This is a genomic window from Streptococcus oralis, from assembly GCF_026782125.1.
Lineage (GTDB): Bacteria > Bacillota > Bacilli > Lactobacillales > Streptococcaceae > Streptococcus > Streptococcus oralis_CE.
Genome location: NZ_JAKUVY010000008.1, coordinates 14,340 through 35,435, shown reverse-complemented (window position 1 = coordinate 35,435; position 21,096 = coordinate 14,340). Strand labels below are relative to the sequence as shown.

At 35.2% G+C, this 21,096-nt stretch carries 17 protein-coding genes and 3 tRNA genes; 7 read left to right on the top strand and 13 right to left on the bottom strand.

All coding sequences use genetic code 11. The features are described from left to right. Positions 1-7: 7 nt before the first annotated feature. Genes rodZ through yfmF form a run of 3 tightly spaced genes read right to left on the bottom strand, consistent with a single transcriptional unit; the run spans position 8 to position 3,395 of the window. Positions 8-829 (bottom strand): cytoskeleton protein RodZ, encoded by an 822-nt coding sequence (rodZ, locus tag MK385_RS08590; protein ID WP_185755902.1) that lies wholly within the window; start codon positions 827-829, stop codon positions 8-10. Positions 830-864: 35 nt separating this feature from the next. Further along, positions 865-2,148, bottom strand: coding sequence for an EF-P 5-aminopentanol modification-associated protein YfmH (gene yfmH, locus MK385_RS08585; RefSeq protein ID WP_042768704.1), 1,284 nt, complete (start codon positions 2,146-2,148; stop codon positions 865-867). Beyond that, a complete protein-coding gene (yfmF, locus tag MK385_RS08580; RefSeq protein ID WP_042768702.1) occupies positions 2,145-3,395 on the bottom strand; it encodes an EF-P 5-aminopentanol modification-associated protein YfmF in 1,251 nt (416 codons plus the stop codon). The genes yfmH and yfmF overlap by 4 nt, the downstream gene beginning before the upstream one ends. A gap of 160 nt (positions 3,396-3,555) precedes the next feature. Here yfmF and yaaA point away from each other — a divergent pair, with 160 nt between their 5' ends. Together yaaA and recF are read left to right on the top strand one after the other, a co-directional pair. Continuing rightward, positions 3,556-3,924 (top strand): S4 domain-containing protein YaaA, encoded by a 369-nt coding sequence (yaaA, locus tag MK385_RS08575; protein ID WP_042768700.1) that lies wholly within the window; start codon positions 3,556-3,558, stop codon positions 3,922-3,924. Positions 3,925-3,926: 2 nt separating this feature from the next. Next, positions 3,927-5,024: a DNA replication/repair protein RecF gene (gene recF / locus MK385_RS08570; protein WP_042768699.1), complete on the top strand. Its 1,098-nt coding sequence runs from the start codon at positions 3,927-3,929 to the stop codon at positions 5,022-5,024. 52 nt (positions 5,025-5,076) lie between these two features. Here the strand turns inward: recF and guaB are convergent, their stop codons facing one another. Further along, positions 5,077-6,555: an IMP dehydrogenase gene (gene guaB / locus MK385_RS08565; RefSeq protein ID WP_000073406.1), complete on the bottom strand. Its 1,479-nt coding sequence runs from the start codon at positions 6,553-6,555 to the stop codon at positions 5,077-5,079. Between the two features lie 162 nt (positions 6,556-6,717). Then, positions 6,718-7,743, bottom strand: coding sequence for a tryptophan--tRNA ligase (trpS, locus tag MK385_RS08560; RefSeq protein ID WP_042768698.1), 1,026 nt, complete (start codon positions 7,741-7,743; stop codon positions 6,718-6,720). 194 nt (positions 7,744-7,937) lie between these two features. Here trpS and MK385_RS08555 point away from each other — a divergent pair, with 194 nt between their 5' ends. Then, the gene (locus MK385_RS08555) at positions 7,938-9,560 is read left to right on the top strand and encodes an ATP-binding cassette domain-containing protein (RefSeq protein WP_000958793.1); all 1,623 of its coding nucleotides are present in this window, start codon (positions 7,938-7,940) and stop codon (positions 9,558-9,560) included. Between the two features lie 61 nt (positions 9,561-9,621). Beyond that, entirely contained in the window at positions 9,622-12,174 is a 2,553-nt protein-coding gene (locus tag MK385_RS08550) for a YfhO family protein (protein WP_268725821.1), read from the top strand. A 21-nt stretch (positions 12,175-12,195) separates the two neighbouring features. On the opposite strand, the gene MK385_RS08545 is transcribed toward MK385_RS08550, so the two are convergent. Then, a complete protein-coding gene (locus MK385_RS08545; protein ID WP_268725820.1) occupies positions 12,196-14,850 on the bottom strand; it encodes a YhgE/Pip domain-containing protein in 2,655 nt (884 codons plus the stop codon). 128 nt (positions 14,851-14,978) lie between these two features. On the opposite strand from MK385_RS08545, the gene MK385_RS08540 reads away from it, so the two are divergent. Continuing rightward, positions 14,979-15,521 carry a TetR/AcrR family transcriptional regulator gene (locus tag MK385_RS08540; protein ID WP_268725819.1) on the top strand — a complete coding sequence of 181 codons (543 nt, stop codon included), beginning with the start codon at positions 14,979-14,981 and terminating at the stop codon, positions 15,519-15,521. 33 nt (positions 15,522-15,554) lie between these two features. Here MK385_RS08540 and MK385_RS08535 read toward each other — a convergent pair. The 7 genes from MK385_RS08535 to rlmH form a co-directional block, all read right to left on the bottom strand. Continuing rightward, positions 15,555-15,628 (bottom strand) — tRNA-Asn (locus MK385_RS08535). 5 nt (positions 15,629-15,633) lie between these two features. Beyond that, a tRNA-Glu gene (locus MK385_RS08530) sits at positions 15,634-15,705 on the bottom strand. Between the two features lie 58 nt (positions 15,706-15,763). Then, positions 15,764-16,510, bottom strand: a complete 747-nt coding sequence (gene comE, locus MK385_RS08525) for a competence system response regulator transcription factor ComE (protein WP_268725818.1) — start codon at positions 16,508-16,510, stop codon at positions 15,764-15,766. Next, positions 16,507-17,826: a competence system sensor histidine kinase ComD gene (gene comD / locus MK385_RS08520; protein WP_268725817.1), complete on the bottom strand. Its 1,320-nt coding sequence runs from the start codon at positions 17,824-17,826 to the stop codon at positions 16,507-16,509. Before comD ends, comE begins: the two co-directional genes overlap by 4 nt. A gap of 20 nt (positions 17,827-17,846) precedes the next feature. After that, entirely contained in the window at positions 17,847-17,972 is a 126-nt protein-coding gene (comC, locus tag MK385_RS08515) for a competence-stimulating peptide ComC (protein ID WP_008282505.1), read from the bottom strand. A 164-nt stretch (positions 17,973-18,136) separates the two neighbouring features. Next, a tRNA-Arg gene (locus tag MK385_RS08510) sits at positions 18,137-18,210 on the bottom strand. Between the two features lie 43 nt (positions 18,211-18,253). Next, entirely contained in the window at positions 18,254-18,733 is a 480-nt protein-coding gene (gene rlmH / locus MK385_RS08505) for a 23S rRNA (pseudouridine(1915)-N(3))-methyltransferase RlmH (protein ID WP_000694219.1), read from the bottom strand. Between the two features lie 185 nt (positions 18,734-18,918). Here rlmH and MK385_RS08500 point away from each other — a divergent pair, with 185 nt between their 5' ends. After that, positions 18,919-20,115, top strand: coding sequence for a S1C family serine protease (locus MK385_RS08500; protein ID WP_129313794.1), 1,197 nt, complete (start codon positions 18,919-18,921; stop codon positions 20,113-20,115). 57 nt (positions 20,116-20,172) lie between these two features. Then, positions 20,173-20,931 carry a ParB/RepB/Spo0J family partition protein gene (locus MK385_RS08495; RefSeq protein WP_129313793.1) on the top strand — a complete coding sequence of 253 codons (759 nt, stop codon included), beginning with the start codon at positions 20,173-20,175 and terminating at the stop codon, positions 20,929-20,931. Positions 20,932-21,096 lie beyond the last annotated feature (165 nt).

The following is a 21,096-nucleotide window of genomic DNA, read 5'->3' as shown; positions in this document are numbered from 1 at the left end:
TTTTTCCTTAATCTGTAGTGAATGTAAGTGTTACAGTTCCAGTCTGAGTTGTCAGCTTCGAGGTATCGATTGTTTGATTGTCCACAGTCACAGTAACTCCCTTCACTACACCTAAAGTAATGGTAACGGGATTCTTAGTTGAAACTGTTGTTTTTGCATTCTTATTGTCTGCGGATAGTGTCACACCACCCTCCAGCTCACTTCCTGAAACACTAACCCAACTAGCTGTATCTGAAACTACAAGTTGAACCGTAGCCGTTTCCTTACTCGTTTTATAGCGAGCCTCAATACGGTTTCCTTCGCCTGACACTGTAATAGTTGATTCCGTAGTAGACGACGAACTAGACGTCTGACTACTAGAAGATGAACTAGATGAGGTTGTGGAACTAGTCGAGTTCACAACACTATAATTAGCTGAAGAAGGACTTGGCTGAGTTTGGATGTAGTTCCAAACATAGTAAGTGACAAAAATTAAAATTGACAAAGCAAATAGAACGAAATAAAACAAGGGGAGATAAGACGTTTTTTTCTTATTTGATCGTCTGCGACCAGACAAGTCTTCTTCATCGACATCTACCTCTTCGTAGGTAATCATACTGCCTGAATCGTAGGCATCCAAAACAATTCCTTCATCTAACTCTACTGCCCAGGCATATTTTCTTAAAAAAGAACGAGCGTAGAAGGTACTAGGAAGTAAATCGAAATCATCTGCCTCCATGGCTTCTAGAAAATGCAACTGAATTTCAGTTTTTTCCTGCAATTCTTCTAAACTCAATCCCTGGTTAATTCTGGCTAAACGTAGAACCTCGCCAATTGTTTTTTTTCTCATACGTACCATTCCTTCTTTCTAGTATTAGTCATCTTTTAAGCTGGAAAGATTGTAAAATCAACTAGATCACCATTATCAATCAAACGATGTCCAGCTTCTAGAACATCCTCCAAAGTAATTTCCTGTAAAATTTTCGGAAAATCAAAAATTGTTTCTCCGCGATCCATCGGATCGTATTGAGTTGCAATAAATTCCAAAGAGTTCATGCTACTGAAAAACTCACCAAACATCTCACTCTTAACAAGATCTAAATGTTCCTCTGTAATATCCGCATCACTACTAAACTGACGAATCGCTTTACGAAATTGATGTGACAGAGAAACAGGCTCTTTGGTGTCCATTGTCAATATCACAAAATGAAAGCGACTGTTGACTTCAACCTCAAGCGACAATGACGCATCTAACTTCCCAGTCTCATATAACTTTTGAAAACGGTCAGAAGTCCAACCAAACATCATCGTAAATAGTAATTTCAATAAAATATTGTAACGATAAGACTCAGCTTCTGTTATTTGCCCATTACCTCTAATCGCAACAGCAAGTTTGGGTGAAGAAACTTCCATCCGAAGACTATCTGTTTGCTTCACAGGCTGCAAAAGGAGTTGCTCTTTTGAAACTGTAAACTGGTTTGAAACTTCCTTTTCCTTTTTCGAAAAGTATTCCTCAACAACTTCCACATCAATATTTCCAACTAAAAACAGTGACATGTTGACAGGTTTGTAAAACTCTGTAAAATTCTCTTTTAAATTTGAAACTTGAATCTCAGAAATTGATTTTTCACTTCCAACTATATCTGTCGCTAAAGGAGTATCAGGATAAAGGTTGGCTAATGTTGCAAAAAACAAACGTGAATCTGGATCATCTTGGTACATTTCTCGTTCTTGCTGGATAATATCCTGTTCCCTCAAAACAGACTCTTCTGTAAAATGAACATCTCCGACTAACTCATCTAGCAAATCTAAATTTTCTAATAGATGGTCAATTGTTGAAAAAAGATAGCTGGTCTTAGTAAAGCTTGTAAAGGCATTACTGTCCGCACCTAATCGAGTATACGCAGCCATTATATCCTCAGAATTTTCTCTTTCAAACAATTTATGTTCAAGAAAATGTGCAATTCCTGCTGGATGATGACGTAAACCTTTTTCCAAGTTTGTATAAGTTGCATCTACAGAACCAAATTGAACCGTTACAATCCCATAAACCTCATTAAAATCTTGCTTAGGGAGTAAAGAAACTGTCAATCCATTTGACAATTGTGTTTTGTAGACTGTTTCCTTTACAGCAGGATAGTATTTTTCTTCAAAAGCAACCTTTGTCATTCTACTCCTTCCATAAAGTAAATCGCTTGTAACTTCAAACTGTTGGCAGCTTTACATACAGCTTCTTTATCAACATTCTCTAATTTTGCCACCAATCGATCAATATCGAAGCTTGATTTCCCCAATAGAGAATTCAAATAGACTCTTTCAACTAGGGTCTGTTGATTATCTTGAGCCATCAACAAAGATCGTCGAATCATCTCCTTAGTTTGTTCAAGTTCAAAATCTGTAAAGTTACCCTTTTTCAAATCTAGCAATTGATGATTCATCATTTTTCTAGCCTGATTTCGATTTTCTCTATCAATCCCCGCATACATCCTTAACAGACCACTAAACAAATCCAGTTGACTAGAGACTGTGTAGGCTATTCCAGCATTTTCACGAACGTTTGTAAAAAGTTTCGAATGTGCAAATTCACCCAACAAACCATTCATAACAAGCATAGGCAAATGTTCATCATCACCATATTTTACAGGAGAATGATAGCCTAATTCCAAAATAGATTGCCCAACATTCCTCTGAACCATTCCCTCTCTTAAGACATTCGAATAAGATTGATGGTACTGGATAGTGACGCCATTCTCTCTAACTGTAAAGGGTAATGACTTCAGCGATTCTGTAATTTCTACTTCATTAAAATCACCTATGAAAAAGAAATCAATTCGATCATTTTTCAGAGCATCTTGAAAGCAAGTGTAGCTACTTTCTGGAGACTCATTTGAAATGCTGTTTCGTAAATCACTGTATCTCAATTGAAGACGCTCATCATGGAAGAACAAGCTATCCAACTCCTTATGAGCAAAATAAAATGAATCATCCATATCAGTAGCTAAACTAGCCAACAACTGTTTTCTTTCAATTTCAAATAAGGCTGGCTCAAAAGCACCATCTTGAACTAAGGGAGCAAATAAAGTCTGTTTCACTAATTCCAAAATTCGAGAAGTCAAGACATTCTTTTTACTTAAGAAATCATCCCTTACATAGGTAAACGTTAAGTCAAGAATATGTGCCTGTCCCCTACGATAAGAACTTGTGGAAATATCTGTTCCATATAAACTTGCCAAGTATCTGCGAAATACTTGAGATGTTGGGTAAACTTGATTTGCCGTCTCCAACATACTCGCGCTCAACATGCGCCCTGCTATTGTCTCAAGAGATAAGGGAGCAGTAAAACGAATAGTGATTTTATTTGTTTTAAACTTTTTGGATTGAACAAAATGTGCTGAAATTCCAGGCACTAATTCCATACCTTACCTCCTTACATATAGAGTTCTATTATACCACGAAAATCAAAATTTTTCTTGTTCTCTTTATAGCTTTAAAGAGTAAAACCGTTTTCATTTCAGCTAACTTTCCTTCAGCTATTTCAAGGAAAATATGGTATAATACCAAAGATTGAGGTGAATTATGGAATACAAATTATTTGAAGAATTTATTACGCTCCAAGCCCTCCTAAAAGAACTTGGAATTATACAAAGCGGTGGTGCTATCAAATCCTTTTTAATAGATCATCAAGTTTATTTTAATGGTGAGTTAGAAAGTAGACGTGGGAAAAAAATCCGTATTGGAGATACGATTGACATTCCCGATTTAAAGATTGACATCACCTTGACAAAACCAAGTTTAAAAGAGCAAGAAGAGTATCAAGCAGATAAGATTGAGAAAGAGCGAATTGCTAAACTTGTCAAAGAGATGAATAAAGGTGTCAAGAAAGAAAAACAAAAAACTTCTTCATCACCTAAAACCAAACAAGTTCCACGTTTTCCAGGAAGATAACCATGTGGCTCCAACATTTAACAATTAAAACCTTTCGAAACTACAAAGAGGCAAAAATTGATTTCAATCCAAAATTAAATGTCTTTCTAGGTCAAAATGCACAAGGAAAAACCAATATTCTAGAGGCAATCTATTTCTTGGCCTTGACACGTAGTCATCGGACTCGTACAGATAAAAATCTCATTCATTTTGATAACGAGCAACTCCGTCTTTCTGGCTTGCTACAGAAAAAAACAAGCTCTATCCCTCTAGAAATTGATTTAACACCAAAAGGGCGTGTGACTAAGGTCAATCACTTAAAACAAGCTCGCCTATCAGACTACATTGGACATATGAATGTTGTCCTCTTCGCACCTGAAGATCTCCAACTAATTAAAGGAGCGCCTTCTGTCCGTCGAAAGTTTATAGACATCGAACTGGGACAAATTAAACCAATCTACTTGTCAGACTTGTCAAACTATAACCATATACTCAAGCAAAGAAATACTTACCTAAAATCCAGCCAGAAGATTGATGAAACATTTCTGTCAGTCTTAGATGATCAGTTAGTAGAATATGGATGTCGCGTCATAAGGCATCGGATAAAATTCATTAAAGACCTAGAGAAATTTGGTCAAAAAAAACACTTAGAGATTTCAAATAAATTAGAAGAGTTGTCAATATCTTATCAATCATCTGTCAACTTCATTGATGAAGAACAGCTAACAAGTTCTTTTAAAATGGCTTTAGAGAAAAGCAGATCAAGAGATTTGTTCAAAAAGAATACTGGTGTCGGCCCTCATCGAGATGACATTACTTTCTATATCAATGCTATGGATGCTAGTTTTGGAAGTCAAGGTCAACATCGTAGTCTTGTACTTTCTGTCAAACTAGCAGAGATTGAGCTAATGGAAACTATTACCAATGAGTCTCCGATACTACTGCTTGATGATGTTATGAGCGAACTTGACAATACACGGCAACTAAAATTACTAGAAACCATTTCTCAATCTATCCAAACCTTTATTACAACAACAAGTTTAGACCACTTACAAAACTTGCCAGAAAACCTTAGTATTTTCAACATCCAAAACGGTAGAATATCTGTAAATCAAAATTGACAACTATGTAAACAAAAAGAACTCCTGGATTTCAGGAGTTCTTTTTTACTTCTTACATGGAGTAGTTTGGTGCTTCATTAGTAATTTGTACATCATGAGGATGGCTTTCTTTTAGACCAGCCCCAGACATTTCAATAAATTGAGCGTTGTCGTGCAATTCTTTAAGGTTAGCTGCACCACAGTAACCCATACCAGAGCGAATACCACCAAGCATTTGGAAGACAATATCAGCTGCTGCGCCTTTATAGGCAACACGGCCTTCAATTCCTTCTGGAACGAGTTTGTTTGCTTCATTGACAGAACCTTGGAAGTAACGGTCGCTTGAACCTTTCTTCATTGCAGCGATTGATCCCATACCACGGTAAGTCTTAAACTTACGTCCTTGGAAAATTTCAGTTTCACCTGGTGCTTCATCTGTTCCAGCAAACATTGAACCAAGCATAACTGCATTTCCACCTGCAGCAAGGGCTTTTACAATATCTCCAGAATACTTGATTCCACCATCAGCAATAATCGTTTTTCCATATTCGCGCGCAACTGCTGCCGCATCATAAATTGCTGTCACTTGTGGGACACCCACACCTGCAATCACACGAGTAGTACAGATAGAACCTGGTCCAATCCCAACTTTGACAACATCCACACCCGCATCATAAAGAGCACGCGCACCTTCTGCAGTTGCAATATTACCAGCAATCAAAGTGCGATCTGGGAAGTGAGCACGAATTTCAGCAATTTTACGTAGAACCCCAGCAGAGTGACCATGTGCAGTATCAATAACAATTGCGTCAGCCCCTGCTTCAAAGAGAGCCTCTGCACGTTCAAATGTATCTGAAGTGACACCCACCGCACCAGCAACTAGAAGACGACCAAATTCATCTTTGGCAGCATTTGGAAACTCAATAACTTTTTCAATATCCTTAATAGTAATCAAGCCAGAAAGACGACCTTCTTCGTCAACCAATGGAAGTTTTTCAATACGGTGTTCTTGAAGAATATGTTCAGCTGTTGCAAGATCTGTACCCACAGGAGCAGTAACAAGATTTTCACTGGTCATATGGTTTGAGATTGGTTGATTGTAATCTGAAATAAATCGAAGATCTCGGTTTGTTAGAATACCAACCAATTTACGATTTTCAAGTGTTTCTACAACTGGAACACCACTGATACGGTAACGTCCCATCAGTTCGTCTGCCTCAGCAATGGTATGTTCTGGAGTCAAGAAGAATGGATCAATAATAACACCATTTTCAGAACGTTTTACCTTGCGAACTTCATCCGCCTGTTGCGCAATAGACATATTTTTATGGATTACTCCAAGACCACCCGCACGAGCAATAGCAATAGCCATTTGACTTTCTGTGACTGTATCCATGGCGGCTGTTATAATTGGGATATTTAAAGTCAGATTATCTGCCAATTTTGTTGTTAAATCTGCATCATTAGGCAACACATGACTTTCTGCTGGAATGAGCAATACATCATCAAAGGTAAAACCTTTTTTTAAAAATTTAGTATCCCAATTAGACATTGAAGTTTCCTCTTTTCTTTCTTTTTGAGCTTGACTCTTTTTGTATTGTATCTATCATACCATTCTATGAAAATTTGTCAATTATATTTATGGTAGAAATCATAAAAAAACTATCCCTATGATCCTATGGAAGAGATAGTTTTACGATTCATATTTTATCCATTATTTAAAATAATTTAGTCCCATTGCTTTCTTAACTTCAGATAAAGTTTGCCCCGCAACCTCACGCGCTTTCTCACTACCTTTTTGAAGCATATTGTACACTTCTCCCATATCCTTAGCAAATTCAATACGGCGCTCACGAATAGGACCAAGTTCGCGTTCTAATATTTCAAGTAGATAACGTTTCGTTTTTACATCACCAAGACCTCCACGTTGATAATGCTCTTTCATATTCACAATTTCTTGAGCATCTTCTGGACGACCAAACACATCTAGATAATGGAAAACCATATTTCCTTCAATCTTACCTGGATCCTCCACTCGAATATGATTCGGATCAGTATACATACTCATGACTTTTTTACGCAATGTATCCGCATCATCTGCTAGATAAATACCATTATTAAGGGATTTAGACATTTTAGCATTTCCATCTAAACCAGGCAAACGTCCTGCTCTCTCATTTTCTGGATAAATACCTTCTGGTTCCACTAAGACATCACAGTTATATGCGTTGTTAAAAGAACGAACAATCTCGCGGGTCTGCTCAATCATTGGTTTCTGATCTGTTCCAACAGGAACATAATTAGCCTTGAAGGCAGTAATATCTGCTGCTTGCGCAATAGGATAAACCAAAAATCCTGTCGGAATACTTTCTCCAAACCCTTTTTGAGCAATCTCTGTTTTTACTGTCGGATTCCGTTCCAAACGAGCTAGTGACACCAAATTCATATAGTACATAGACAGCTCAGCCAACTCTGGAATCTGGCTTTGAATAAAGATAGTTGATTTACTTGGATTTAATCCAACTGCTAAGTAATCTAAGGCAACATTCCCAATCGATTCTACAATCGTTTGAGGGTCTTTGGCGTGATCTGTCAATGCTTGTTGGTCCGCCAAAAAAACAAACATCTCATACTTGTCTTCTTCCTGCAGTAATACTCTATTTTTAAGACTCCCAACATAATGTCCAATATGCAATTTTCCTGTTGGGCGATCTCCTGTTAAAATAATGGGTTTCGTCATTTTTTTCTCCTTCGAAATGGTCTCTTCAATTATAGCATTTTTTTGTTAAAATAACAGAAAATTTTTTAAATCAAATAGCCAATACACTGTAAACAAAACTGTAAATTTAGTTGATATAAAATTGACAAAGAAAAATTTGAATATTTTTCTCTTTTCTAGTAGAATAAATATATTACAAATATAGGAGAAAAACATTGCTTACAGTATCTGATGTTTCACTACGTTTTAGTGATCGCAAACTTTTTGATGATGTCAATATCAAATTTACAGAAGGAAATACATACGGATTAATTGGTGCTAATGGTGCTGGGAAGTCTACATTCTTAAAAATCTTAGCTGGTGATATCGAGCCAACAACTGGTCACATCTCTCTTGGTCCAGATGAACGTCTCTCTGTTCTCCGTCAAAATCATTTTGACTATGAAGACGAGCGAGTTATTGATGTCGTCATTATGGGAAATGAAAAACTTTACAACATCATGAAAGAAAAAGATGCCATTTACATGAAGGAAGATTTTTCAGATGAAGATGGTGTGCGTGCTGCCGAACTCGAAGGTGAATTTGCCGAACTTGGAGGTTGGGAGGCAGAGAGTGAGGCGTCTCAACTACTTCAAAATCTTAATATTCCAGAAGAATTGCACTATCAAAACATGAGCGAATTAGCCAATGGTGAAAAAGTGAAGGTTCTCCTTGCTAAAGCACTTTTTGGTAAACCAGATGTTCTTCTCTTGGACGAGCCAACCAACGGTTTAGATATCCAGTCTATTACTTGGTTAGAAGACTTCTTGATTGACTTTGATAACACCGTTATCGTTGTATCCCATGACCGTCACTTCTTAAACAAAGTATGTACTCATATGGCCGACCTTGACTTTGGAAAAATCAAACTCTATGTTGGAAACTATGACTTCTGGAAGGAATCTTCTGAGCTTGCTGCTAAATTGCTAGCAGACCGTAATGCTAAGGCAGAAGAAAAAATTAAGCAATTGCAAGAATTCGTTGCTCGCTTCTCTGCCAACGCTTCTAAGTCAAGACAAGCAACGTCTCGTAAAAAAATGCTTGACAAGATTGAACTAGAAGAGATTGTGCCATCTAGTCGTAAATACCCATTTATCAACTTTAAAGCAGAACGTGAGATTGGTAATGATCTCTTGACAGTAGAAAATCTAACTGTAAAGATTGATGGCGAAACTATCCTAGACAATATTAGTTTCATCTTGCGTCCAGGTGATAAGACAGCTCTTATTGGACAAAATGACATCCAAACGACTGCATTAATTCGTGCAATTATGGGTGACATCGACTATGAAGGAACTGTCAAGTGGGGAGTTACTACTAGCCGTTCTTACTTGCCAAAAGACAACTCGGCTGATTTTGCAGGAGGAGAGTCAATCCTTGACTGGTTGCGTCAATTTGCAAGTAAAGAAGAAGATGACAATACCTTCCTACGTGGTTTCCTTGGTCGTATGCTCTTTTCTGGAGATGAAGTTAACAAACCTGTAAACGTCTTGTCAGGGGGAGAAAAAGTACGTGTCATGCTTTCAAAACTCATGCTTCTGAAATCAAATGTACTTGTACTTGATGATCCAACTAATCACTTAGATTTGGAATCTATCTCAAGCTTGAACGATGGATTGAAAAACTTTAAAGAATCAATCATCTTTGCCAGTCATGACCACGAGTTTATCCAAACTTTGGCAAACCACATCATTGTTTTGTCTAAGAATGGCGTCATCGATCGTATTGATGAAACCTATGATGAATTCTTAGAGAATGCAGAAGTACAAGCAAAAGTTAAAGAACTTTGGAAAGACTAAATAAGACTTCAAAACTCAGTTGGATTAACCAACTGAGTTTTCTATCATTCTACGAGGTAACATGAAATCATTTTTTAAAACATATTGGACCTATTTTGTTTCTTTCATCATTCCTGTAGCGATTATGACAGGAGTATACCTAACTCAAGGTATCTATTGGAATAGCGATACATCTCCACTATTAGGAGATGGTTTCCATCAATACGTTATTTTCGATGTGGCTTTACGAAACATCCTACATGGAAATGGCAGTTTGTTTTACACCTTTACAAGTGGCCTCGGACTGAATTTCTATGCTCTATCTAGTTATTACTTGGGTAGTTTTCTCTCACCTCTGGTTTACTTTTTTAATCTGTCAAATATGCCAGATGCTGTCTATCTGACCACTCTCTTAAAATTTGGATTGATTGGTCTGTCAACCTTCTTTAGTTTGACTAGATTATTTAAAGATATCCCAAAATTTTTAAAACTTGCCTTATCTACTTCCTATGCTTTAATGAGCTTCACTGTCAGTCAGTTAGAGATAAAAACTTGGCTAGATGTTTTTATCTTGATTCCTTTAATTATAACTGGTTTACACCTACTTATAACACAAAAGAAACGCCTACTATACTTTACAAGTTTGTCAATCTTATTTATTCAAAATTATTATTTTGGGTATATGACAGCATTGTTTCTTATTTTCTGGTATCTCTGTCAAATTTCTTGGGACTTTAAAACTCGAAAATCATCTTTTCTTGATTTTGTTGTTACCTCCTTTTTAGCAGGAATGGCTAGTTTGATTATGACTCTTCCTACACTGTTTGATTTACAAACTCATGGTGAGAAGTTGACTACCATCACAAAATTAAAGACAGATAGTAGCTGGTATCTGGATATTTTCGCAAAACAATTCATTGGATCTTTTGATACAACTAAGTATGGATCTATACCAATGATTTTTGTTGGATTACTCCCTTTTATTTTGACCATTCTATTTTTCACAATAAAATCCATAAGGTTTCACGTGAAACTTACCTATGCAATTTTTTTCACTTTTTTAATAACAAGCTTTTATATAGAGGCCCTCGATTTATTTTGGCAAGGGATGCATACCCCAAATATGTTTTTACATCGCTATGCTTGGATTTTTTCTACTCTGTTAATTTATACTGGAGCAGAAGTCTTAAATCGTCTGAAAGAACTGAAGCTATGGAATCTATTTGTCTCACTTTTTCTTGTACTAACAGGATTTTTGGCCACTGTCTATTTTAAATCACACTATTCTTTTTTAACTGATTTGAATATCCTGCTCACTCTTGAATTTCTACTAGTTTATGCTCTTTTACTTCTTGCAGTCATTAGAAAATTTATCTCTATAAATCTATTTGCAATTCTCTTGTCTTTATTTATAACAGCTGAGATAAGCTTAAATGCTTCATCTCAAATGGAAGGAATAGCTAAAGAATGGGCCTTTGCTTCTCGTAACGCCTATAATAGAGATATCACCGCTATGGAATCCATTCTAACCCAAATTGACAATCCATTTACACGTACTGAAAAACTGCAAATTCAGACTGGAAATGACAGTATGAAATTTAACTACAATGGAATCTCTCAATTTTCGTCTGTACGAAATCGCTCAGCTAGCACTAGTTTAGATAAACTGGGATTCAAATCCTCTGGAACCAACCTCAATCTCCGTTATGCAAATAACAGCCTTTTAGCAGACAGTTTATTTGGAATCCAGTACAATATTTCTGAAACTTCACTTGATAAGTATGGCTTTCAAGAGATTTATCAAAAGGATCATTTAACCTTATATAAAAATCAACTCTCTTTACCCATTTCCTTTGCCACTCAATCTATTTACACTGATGTAAACTTTAACAATCACACTCTAGATAATCAGGCTTTATTTATAAACCAGCTTGCTAATCTCAACTTAGATTACTTCTCCCAAATAACATATGATAAAACAGATAATTCTGAAGGTTTAACCAGCATCACAGGTTCTGCGAATGAAGATGCAAAGATTGATTATCAAATTGAGGTTCCTCAAAATAGTCAAGTATATCTCTCTTTTTCAAATCTTCATTTTACAAACGATAAGCAAAAGAAAGTTGATATCCTTGTCAACGGTGAAAAGAAGACTTTTACAACTGACAATGCATTTAATTTCTTTAATTTGGGTTATACTGAAGAACAAAAAACTTTCAATATCAGTGTTAGTTTCCCTGGGAATTCTCAGGTGTCATTTGAATCTCCGACCTTCTATCGTTTAGATACTCAGTCTCTTACTGAGGCAATTCAAAAGATTAAAGAACAACCTGTAGAAGTATCCACCTCTAAAAATAAAGTCTTTGCTGCATATGAAGTAAAACAAGATACCTCTATTTTCTTCACAATTCCTTATGACAAAGGTTGGTCTGCATACCAAGATGGGAAAAAACTTGAAATCAAGCAGGCTCAAACCGGTTTTATGAAAGTTGATGTTCCAAAGGGAAAAGGCACCATTACACTTTCCTTTATCCCCAATGGTTTTGTTATTGGAGCAGCCTGCTCAGTAACTGCCCTTCTTCTTTTTGGGATCTATAATCACAGACGAAATTTATCTAAGACAGAAAAAGATTGACCAATTCTTTGGTCAATCTTTTTAATCTTCTTCCATTTTCTTAGGTTGATAAGCTAGCATGCCTAAAGCAGTAAAGAAAGCTAGTGTTATAATAAGGAAAATTACTTGGTGATGAATATTTCCTGTCATAGAGATTGTTTGTCGTAAACCTGATACAGAGTAACTCATTGGTAACCAAGGATTGACACCTTTAAAGAAATCATTTGTCAAAGCTAGAGGATAGGTCCCTGCACTTGATGCTAACTGTAATAAAAGTAAAATAAGAGAGAAGAAAGCTCCAATACGGCTATTCCAAGTTGTTAAAGCTGTCACCATAGACATGAAAGCTAAACTTGTGATTATAATTAGAATCAAGGTCCTCATCTCATGGTTCGCAGTCAATCCAATAAGACGGACACCTCCATAAACTAAAACACCTGCTAAGACAGCGATAATCCCATTTATTTCAGAGCGAGACTTCAACCAAGCCCAGCGGCTCTCTGGATGACGTCCAGAAGGCAACTTAGTAAAAATCATATTAGTAGATATAGCAGCAACAAAAAGAGCAACTGATATCATATAAGGAGCCATGGCAATCCCATTTACAGGAACTTGATCATTGTCTGTTTTTGAGAGAACTAGAGGATCAGATAATGTTTCTGCATTTTCAGATTCTGTTGAAGCTGATTTGAGTTGATTGTTAGCATTGCCTAATCCTTGTCCTAATGAATCAACTTCTATCTGTAAATCTTCAAGACTAGAGGTTAAGGTTGTTCCACCTTCTGCTAGTTTTCCAGCACCATCTGCAATCTTCATAGCACCACTTCCTAGTTGGGATGCTGCAGAAAGTAACTGTGTTGATTTGTCTGTTAATTGACCAGAGCCAAATTGTAATTTAGTAATACCTGCTATCAGCTCTGGGCTCTTATTATTCAATTGAGCAGAACCAGTTGACAAGCTTTCTATACCTGATACTAATTCTGGAGCTTTTCCAGCTAACGCATCTACTCCAGCTGTCAAGCTTGATGTATTTTCTGTCAACTTACTTGATCCAGAAACTAATTGATCCAGACTAGTTGTTAAACTTGCATTCTTTTCACTTAGTTGATTAGCACCTATAGAAATAGTATCCAGTCCTTTAGTATAGTTTACAACTCCTTTTTCAATTGACTGACTTCCAGGAACTAACTGATTATCTACAGCAGTTTGAAATTTTGTAAATCCATTTGACAATGTTGTCAAGGAGCTAGATGCTGCAGGTAAGAGTTGATTTGCTTTCGTCTGCACATCAGATAGATTAGATACTTGTTGTTCTGAATTCTCTATACTTTCTTTCAATCCTCCTACTGTCGTTAAAATTGTTTTTGCTGACTCAATAGTAGAATTAGAATTTTTAGAAATAGCTTCTGTCAGTTCTTTCTTTTGTTCCTCTGTAAGAGATTGATAAGTAGCTGTTGATTGAAGGTTAGTAAGAGTTTTCTCTTGTTCTGCCTGACTTTTGGTCACAATATCCTGTGCAAGAGTTGTTAGATTTGGCAAAGCTTCTGACAATGCACTTTTCAGTTGAGTATTATCTGATATTGTAAGAGCTTGTAGTGTTTTATTTAGTTCTCCTAGACTAGTTGCTAATTGAGTTATTTGTTCATTCTGTTGAGATGAGGAATTCAGTTGATTTGAAATTTCTTTAATACCAGTATTTAATTGCTCCATTCCATCTCTTAGTGTATCTGATTGATTGGATAATTGACTTGTTCCGTTAGAAAGTTCTTTCACACTACTTGTATATGCATTTACACCAACTGAAAATTGATTGAGACCTGTATCCAGTTGTGAAACGCCACCTGTATAAGACTTTATACCTGTATTTAGCTCATTTACACCTGTCACCAACTCAGGAGTTTTTGAAGCTAATTGACCAAGTCCAGTGTCAACTTGTGAGACAGCATTTGTATAACTTTGTAAACCACTATTAAAAGTTACTAAACCAATATGTAATTGCTCTATAGCAGACACATAGCTAGATAAGCCTTTTGTAAATTGATCCGCTCCATTTGAAAAAGTTACAGTTGAATTAGCTAGAGTATTAAGATTTGTCGTCAACGTTTGACTTCCCGTTACCAACTGATTGGCTCCATTAGCCAATTGTTCACTTCCATCGGCTGCTTTATTTATTCCAGACTTCAAATCATTCATTTTTTGAAATAAAGCCTTAGTGTATGTTTCAGTTACATTCGTAGAGACGGTTTGTTTTAATTGTGTCATTGCAGAATCACTCATCTTACTTGCAATAAAGCTATGACCACTTGACGTCTGATAATCAATCTGCATTTGTTCAGGATGATTCGTTAGGATAGAGGTCACTTTTTCAGATAGGTCACTTGGTAAAGTCACTACCATGTAGTAATCACCATCTTCTAGCCCTTTTTTTCCTTCCTCTTCATTAACAAAATGAAAATCTAAAGACTTATTTTCTTTTAAATTAGACACCATGTCTTCACCTATTGTCATTGTCTGTCCATTATAAGAAGCTTCCTTATCTTTATTGACAACTGCTACAGGTAACTCTGACAATTGACCATATGGATCCCACATGGATGATAAAAATATAATGTTGTATAAAGCTGGAATGAGAGAAATCCCTATCATTACAATGATAAAGGTCGGTTTTATAAATATTGCTTTCCATTCTTTAAACATATTTCCTCCTTTTTTAAACATATTGTCTAAAATTTTGATATAATAGATTATACAGAAAAAAATCTAAATTACAAGGTGAAAAATACTTTTTTAGACATATAGTCTATTTTTGTGTACGAGAAGGAATTATGAAAGAAAGTAACAAACGGTTAAAAACAAAACGAATTATCGAAAATGCTATGGTTCAATTATTGATGGACCAACCCTTTGATCAAATTTCTACTGTCAAGTTAGCAGAAAAAGCCGGAATTAGTCGTTCCAGCTTTTACACTCACTACAAGGATAAGTATGATATGATTGAACTCTACCAAAGTAAGCTATTTCATACCTTTGAGTATATTTTCCAAAAACATGCTCATCACAAAAGAGATGCTATTTTAGAAGTATTTGAATATTTAGAGTCTGAACCACTATTAGCTGCACTCTTATCTGAAAATGGGACAAAAGAAATCCAAAATTTCTTGAGAAATAAGCTTCACATTATGCTTAGCACCGACCTTCAGAAACGCTTTATGAAACTACAACTCAATCCAATTGAATTAGAATACAGTAGCATTTATCTAACAAATGCCCTTTTTGGTGTTTGCCAGACTTGGATTGCTCACGGAAAAAAAGAAAGTCCGCAAGAAATGACAGACTTCCTTATGAAAATGTTAGGTGATATAAACTAAAAAAAGAACACCAATAGTGTTCTTTTTATCTGACTCCGCCAGTAGGACTCGAACCTACGACATCATGATTAACAGTCATGCGCTACTACCAACTGAGCTATGGCGGATAAAATAGTCCGTACGGGATTCGAACCCGTGTTACCGCCGTGAAAAGGCGGTGTCTTAACCCCTTGACCAACGGACCATCTATCTGTAGCAGATATAACCATTATATCAATTTCTTACTAATTGTCAATCACTTTTTAGTTTTTTTTCTCTAGAATATCTTTTAGTTTGCGGACTTTTAAACGGGTAATCGGGCAACGATGATCTTCATAAAAGACAACTTCTAAGTTCTTTCGATCAATTTCTCTCACATTTCCCACATTGACAAGGAAAGATTTATGGGAGCAATAAAATCGCTGGGTATGTTTGTCCTTTTCCTGAATATCTGTCATAGTCCCGTAGAACTCTTTTGCAAAATTCTTACCAATAATCCGAAGTTTATGAGAAACTCCTGTGGTTTCGATATACAAAATGTCATGGTAAGGAATTTTCAAATCATTTCCTTTATAGTTGTAATCAAAATAGTCTACAACATCTTCGTTTTCAAGCAACATGCTCTTAGTGTAAAAAATACTCTGCTCGATGCGTTTTTTGAACAATTCATCATTGATATCTTTATCAACAAAATCTAGGGCTGATACCTGGTATTTGTACGTTAAGGTAGCAAATTCAGATCGACTGGTAATAAAGACAATAATAGCATAAGGATTGTGATGACGGATAAACTGAGCCACTTCAAAGCCTTTTTTCTCGATTCCATGAATATCGATATCTAGGAAATAAAGCTGGTTTACTTCATCATTTTCGATATATTCCTTAAACTCACGAACTTTTCCTGTTGTCTTATATGAAATAGGAATATTCGATTCTTCCGAGATTTCATTTAATATTCTCTCTAGTCTCACTTGATGTTCAATAACATCTTCTAAAATTAATACTTTCATTCAAATTCCCTCTTAAATCTAATAATTTGTCTAAATGTGTTGTCTTCCATCTCTGTTTCTAAAATAATGTTGTCATACTTATCTAAAATCTCTTTGACATTATTAAGTCCTAGACCTCTATTTCTTCCCTTGGTAGAGAAACCTAAGGCAAATAGGTCCTCTGAAGGCGTCATAGTGATTTTGCATGAATTCTGGATAACTATAACTGTTTCAAAATCCATTTTAATGACTGCAACTTCCATTTGTTTCAAATAACTATCTGCAGCACCTTCAACAGCATTATTTAATAAAATGCTCATGATACGAACAAGATCAAGTAAATCTATTGACAGTCTAGTAATGATATCCTTTACTTCCAATGTAAACTCTACATCATTTTTTCGTGCATAGACAATCGATTGAGCAATTAAACTTCGTAAAGCAGAATCTTCTATATTATTTAAATCAAAGTAAGTATATTTTTCTGACCTCAATTTCTGATTTGCTTTTACTAGGACTTCATTGTAAATCCTGTTAATTTCTTGTAAATCTCCACTGTCAATCGCCATTTGCATGCTGACAAGCATCCCTGCATAATCATGACGAAAACCTCGAATTTCATTATACAACTCCACAATTTCATCAGTATAAGTCTGTAAATGTTTTTGTTCAAATTTCTTTTGTTTTAGAGCAATCTCTTTTTCAATTTGAACCTTGTGAGAATTCATTGCAAAGAAAATCAATAACAAGCAAATAAAAACAATGGTTGATAAAATACTTCCGAAGCTATTTAAATGATGAGTTGTACTTACTATATCTGAAATAAACAATAAGATATGCAAACCAAAGAAAGCAACTATTACTTTTTTTAAAAAAGGGTACAGATAATCTTTATCAAAATAGGTAAGTTCTAAGTGGAAATAAGTAATAATTTTTTTAATAATAAAATATGTTAGTAATAGTACTCCTAAATAAAACATCACTTCATGTTCTATCACAAAAGCATCACCTGTTATAGAGGATAGGGTTACTGATAAAAAAGTATGTGTACTATGATATAATAAAGACAATAGTAAACTGATAAACATTCCTTTATGCTTATCATACTTCTTTATAGCTAATATAGAAGTATATAGAATAAAAGGAAATATAAATTTTTCAATCCCTAACCCAGCTAATGAAATAAAGTCAAAGAAAAATTCAGCTACAGACTGATATACAAATATACAAGCTATAAATAAATATCTTTCTTTTTTAGTTACTTTACAAATTAATTCATAGCTTATTGTTAAAATAAAAATATGAAGAATAACTATTCCAAATCCTAATAAACTCATCCTATCACCCTATAATATTATTACTTTGTCCTATTTGAAAAAAGATGTTTAAAAAAGTAAGGTAGTCTTTTATCTCCACCTCGAATCTCCTGCAATTCTGCCTCTGTTACCTCTTTAAATTGTTCCAACTTTACTGTATTTTTCATAATGAAATCTCCTGTATTATTTTTTCTTGTAAGTTAACTTACACACCTATTATACAAAATGAAGACCATGTAAGAAAAAATTCTTCCCAACTGTACATTTTTGCACCTGAAACGCACTTTTTTAAGAAAAAAGCTGGGATAAATCCCAGCTTCGCATCTAAAATTGATCCCAGCAGGATTCGAACCTGCGACCGTTCGCTTAGAAGGCGAATGCTCTATCCAGCTGAGCTATGAGACCTAACATGACCATTCTATCAAAAAACAAGAGCTAAGTCAATCTTCTATTTGTGGTAAGGAGAACCCTGCTGAATTGTAAAAGCACGGTAAATTTGTTCAACTAAAACCAATCTCATTAATTGATGTGGTAATGTCAGACGTCCAAAACTGACAGAAAGATTGGCCCTATTTTTTACAACAGGAGCTAGACCCAAACTTCCTCCAATGATAAAAGTAAGCGTTGAATATCCTTTGATAGAAGCTTGCTCTAGTTGCTTACTAAATTCCTCTGAGGAGAGTGTTTTTCCTTCAATGGCTAGTACAACGACAAAGTCTCTTTCTCCAACCTTAGAAAGAATTCTTTCACCTTCTGTTTCCAAGATTTTTTGATTTTCTAATTCACTGGCTTTGTCAGGTGTCTTCTCATCAGTGAGCTCAATCATTTCTAATTTTGCGAAACGTGAAATTCGTTTGGTATATTCAGCAATTCCATCTTTAAGGTATTTTTCTTTTAATTTTCCTACTGTTACAATTTTTATTTTCATTCTTCTATTCTATCATATCCACACTTCATTTCACATCTTATACACATAAAAATCATCCTAAATTTCTAGCAAATTCACAGAATAAAGCGAGTTATCCACAACTTGTGTAAAACTTTAAGCTTTTAAGTTTGGATTAAGTTAATAGGTTTATAATCTGAGTAAATAAATAACAAACGGAGGCGTTTATGAAACACTTACAAAAATTTTACAAAAAAGGAGTTAAAGTTCTTGTAATCATTCTAATCGGATTTTTAAGTGGTGCCTTAGGAAGTTTCGTAACATTACAACTTTATCAAAAACAAGGAAATCAAGCTACGAATAATAATTCTGGCACTGTCACTCAAACATCATATAAGAATGAAAATTCAACCACTCAAGCAGTAAATAAAGTTAAGGATGCTGTTGTCTCAATCATTACTTATTCTTCTTCTAGCAGTAGACAAAGTAGTGTATTTAATGGTGATGAAACTAATTCTGATTCAGACAATCAACAAATCGCGAGTGAGGGATCAGGTGTTATCTATAAAAAAGATGATAAAGATGCCTATCTTGTAACTAATACTCACGTTATCAATGGAGCTTCAAAAGTTGATATTCGCTTGGCAGATGGTACCAAGGTTCCTGGTGAAATTGTCGGATCTGATACTTTCTCTGATATTGCTGTCGTTAAAATTTCTTCAGAAAAAGTTACAACAGTAGCAGAATTTGGGGATTCAAGCCAACTTAGTGTTGGAGAAACAGCGATTGCTATTGGTAGTCCTCTAGGTTCAGAATATGCTAATACAGTTACACAGGGAATCATCTCAAGTCTTAATCGAAATGTTTCTCTAAAATCTGAAGATGGTCAAGCTATTTCAACAAAAGCCATTCAAACAGATACGGCTATTAACCCTGGTAACTCTGGTGGTCCACTTGTAAACATTCAAGGACAAGTAATTGGTATTACATCAAGTAAAATTGCAAGTAATGGTGGAACATCTGTAGAAGGTCTTGGTTTTGCAATTCCTTCAAACGATGCACAAAATATCATTAAACAGCTTGAAAGTAATGGTAAAGTGACTCGTCCAGCTCTTGGAATTCAAATGGTCAATCTGTCAAATGTTGGAGCTAGTGATCTTAGAAAACTTAACATTCCAAGTAGCCTCACTTCAGGTGTAGTTGTTCGATCTGTTCAAAACAATATGCCAGCAAATGGACATCTTCAAAAATACGATGTCATTACCAAAGTTGACGACAAAGAGATTGCCTCATCAACAGACCTACAACATGCTCTTTACAATCATGCTATTGGAGATACTATCAAAGTAACCTACTACCGTAACGGTAAGGAGGAAACAACCTCAATTAAACTAGATAAGAATTCTGGTGATTTAGAGTCTTAATTGACATCAGTGTAAAGAAAACTTTACAGAAAGTAAAAGATATGTTAGTGTAGAATCATGGAAAAATTTGAAATGATTTCTATCTCTGAAATACAAAAGAATCCTTACCAACCTCGGAAAGAATTTGATGTAGAAAAATTAAAAGAATTAGCTCAGTCAATCAAAGAAAATGGGCTCATCCAACCAATCATCGTTCGTCAATCTCCTGTAATTGGTTATGAAATCCTTGCAGGAGAGAGACGATATCGGGCTTCTCTCTTGGCTGGTCTGACCTCTATTCCAGCCGTTGTAAAGCACCTCTCAGATCAGGAAATGATGATCCAGTCAATCATTGAGAATTTGCAGAGAGAAAATTTAAATCCTGTTGAAGAAGCACGCGCCTATGAATCTTTAGTAGAAAAAGGATTTACTCACACTGAAATAGCAGATAAAATGGGGAAATCTCGTCCTTATATCACTAATTTTATTCGTTTACTTTCCCTACCAGAATATATCTTAGCTGAAGTAGAAAATGGAAAAATTTCTCAAGCGCATGCACGTTCACTAGTTGGTTTGGATAAAAAGCAGCAAGAATATTTCTTCCAACTAATCAAAAATGAAGATATTTCTGTGAGAAAGTTAGAAGCACTTCTTACAGAGAAAAAACACAAGAAGCAGAAAAAAAGTGATTCTTTCATCAAAGATGAAGAAGATAAATTAAAAAAAATACTCGGTTTAAGTGTAGAAATTAAACTTTCAAAAAAAGATACTGGAAAGATTATTATCTCCTTTTCAAGTCAAGAAGAATACGATAGAATTATTAACAGCCTGAAATAAGGCTGTTCTTTTATTTTCTCAACCCACAAATTTATCCACTAATTTTTTTATCAAAAAGCCTACTAAATCAAGGATTTTTCTATTTATCCCCAACCTGTGGATAAATACTGCTAACATTGTGGATTCTTTTCCCCAATCTGTGGAAAAATCCTACTATCTATGGTA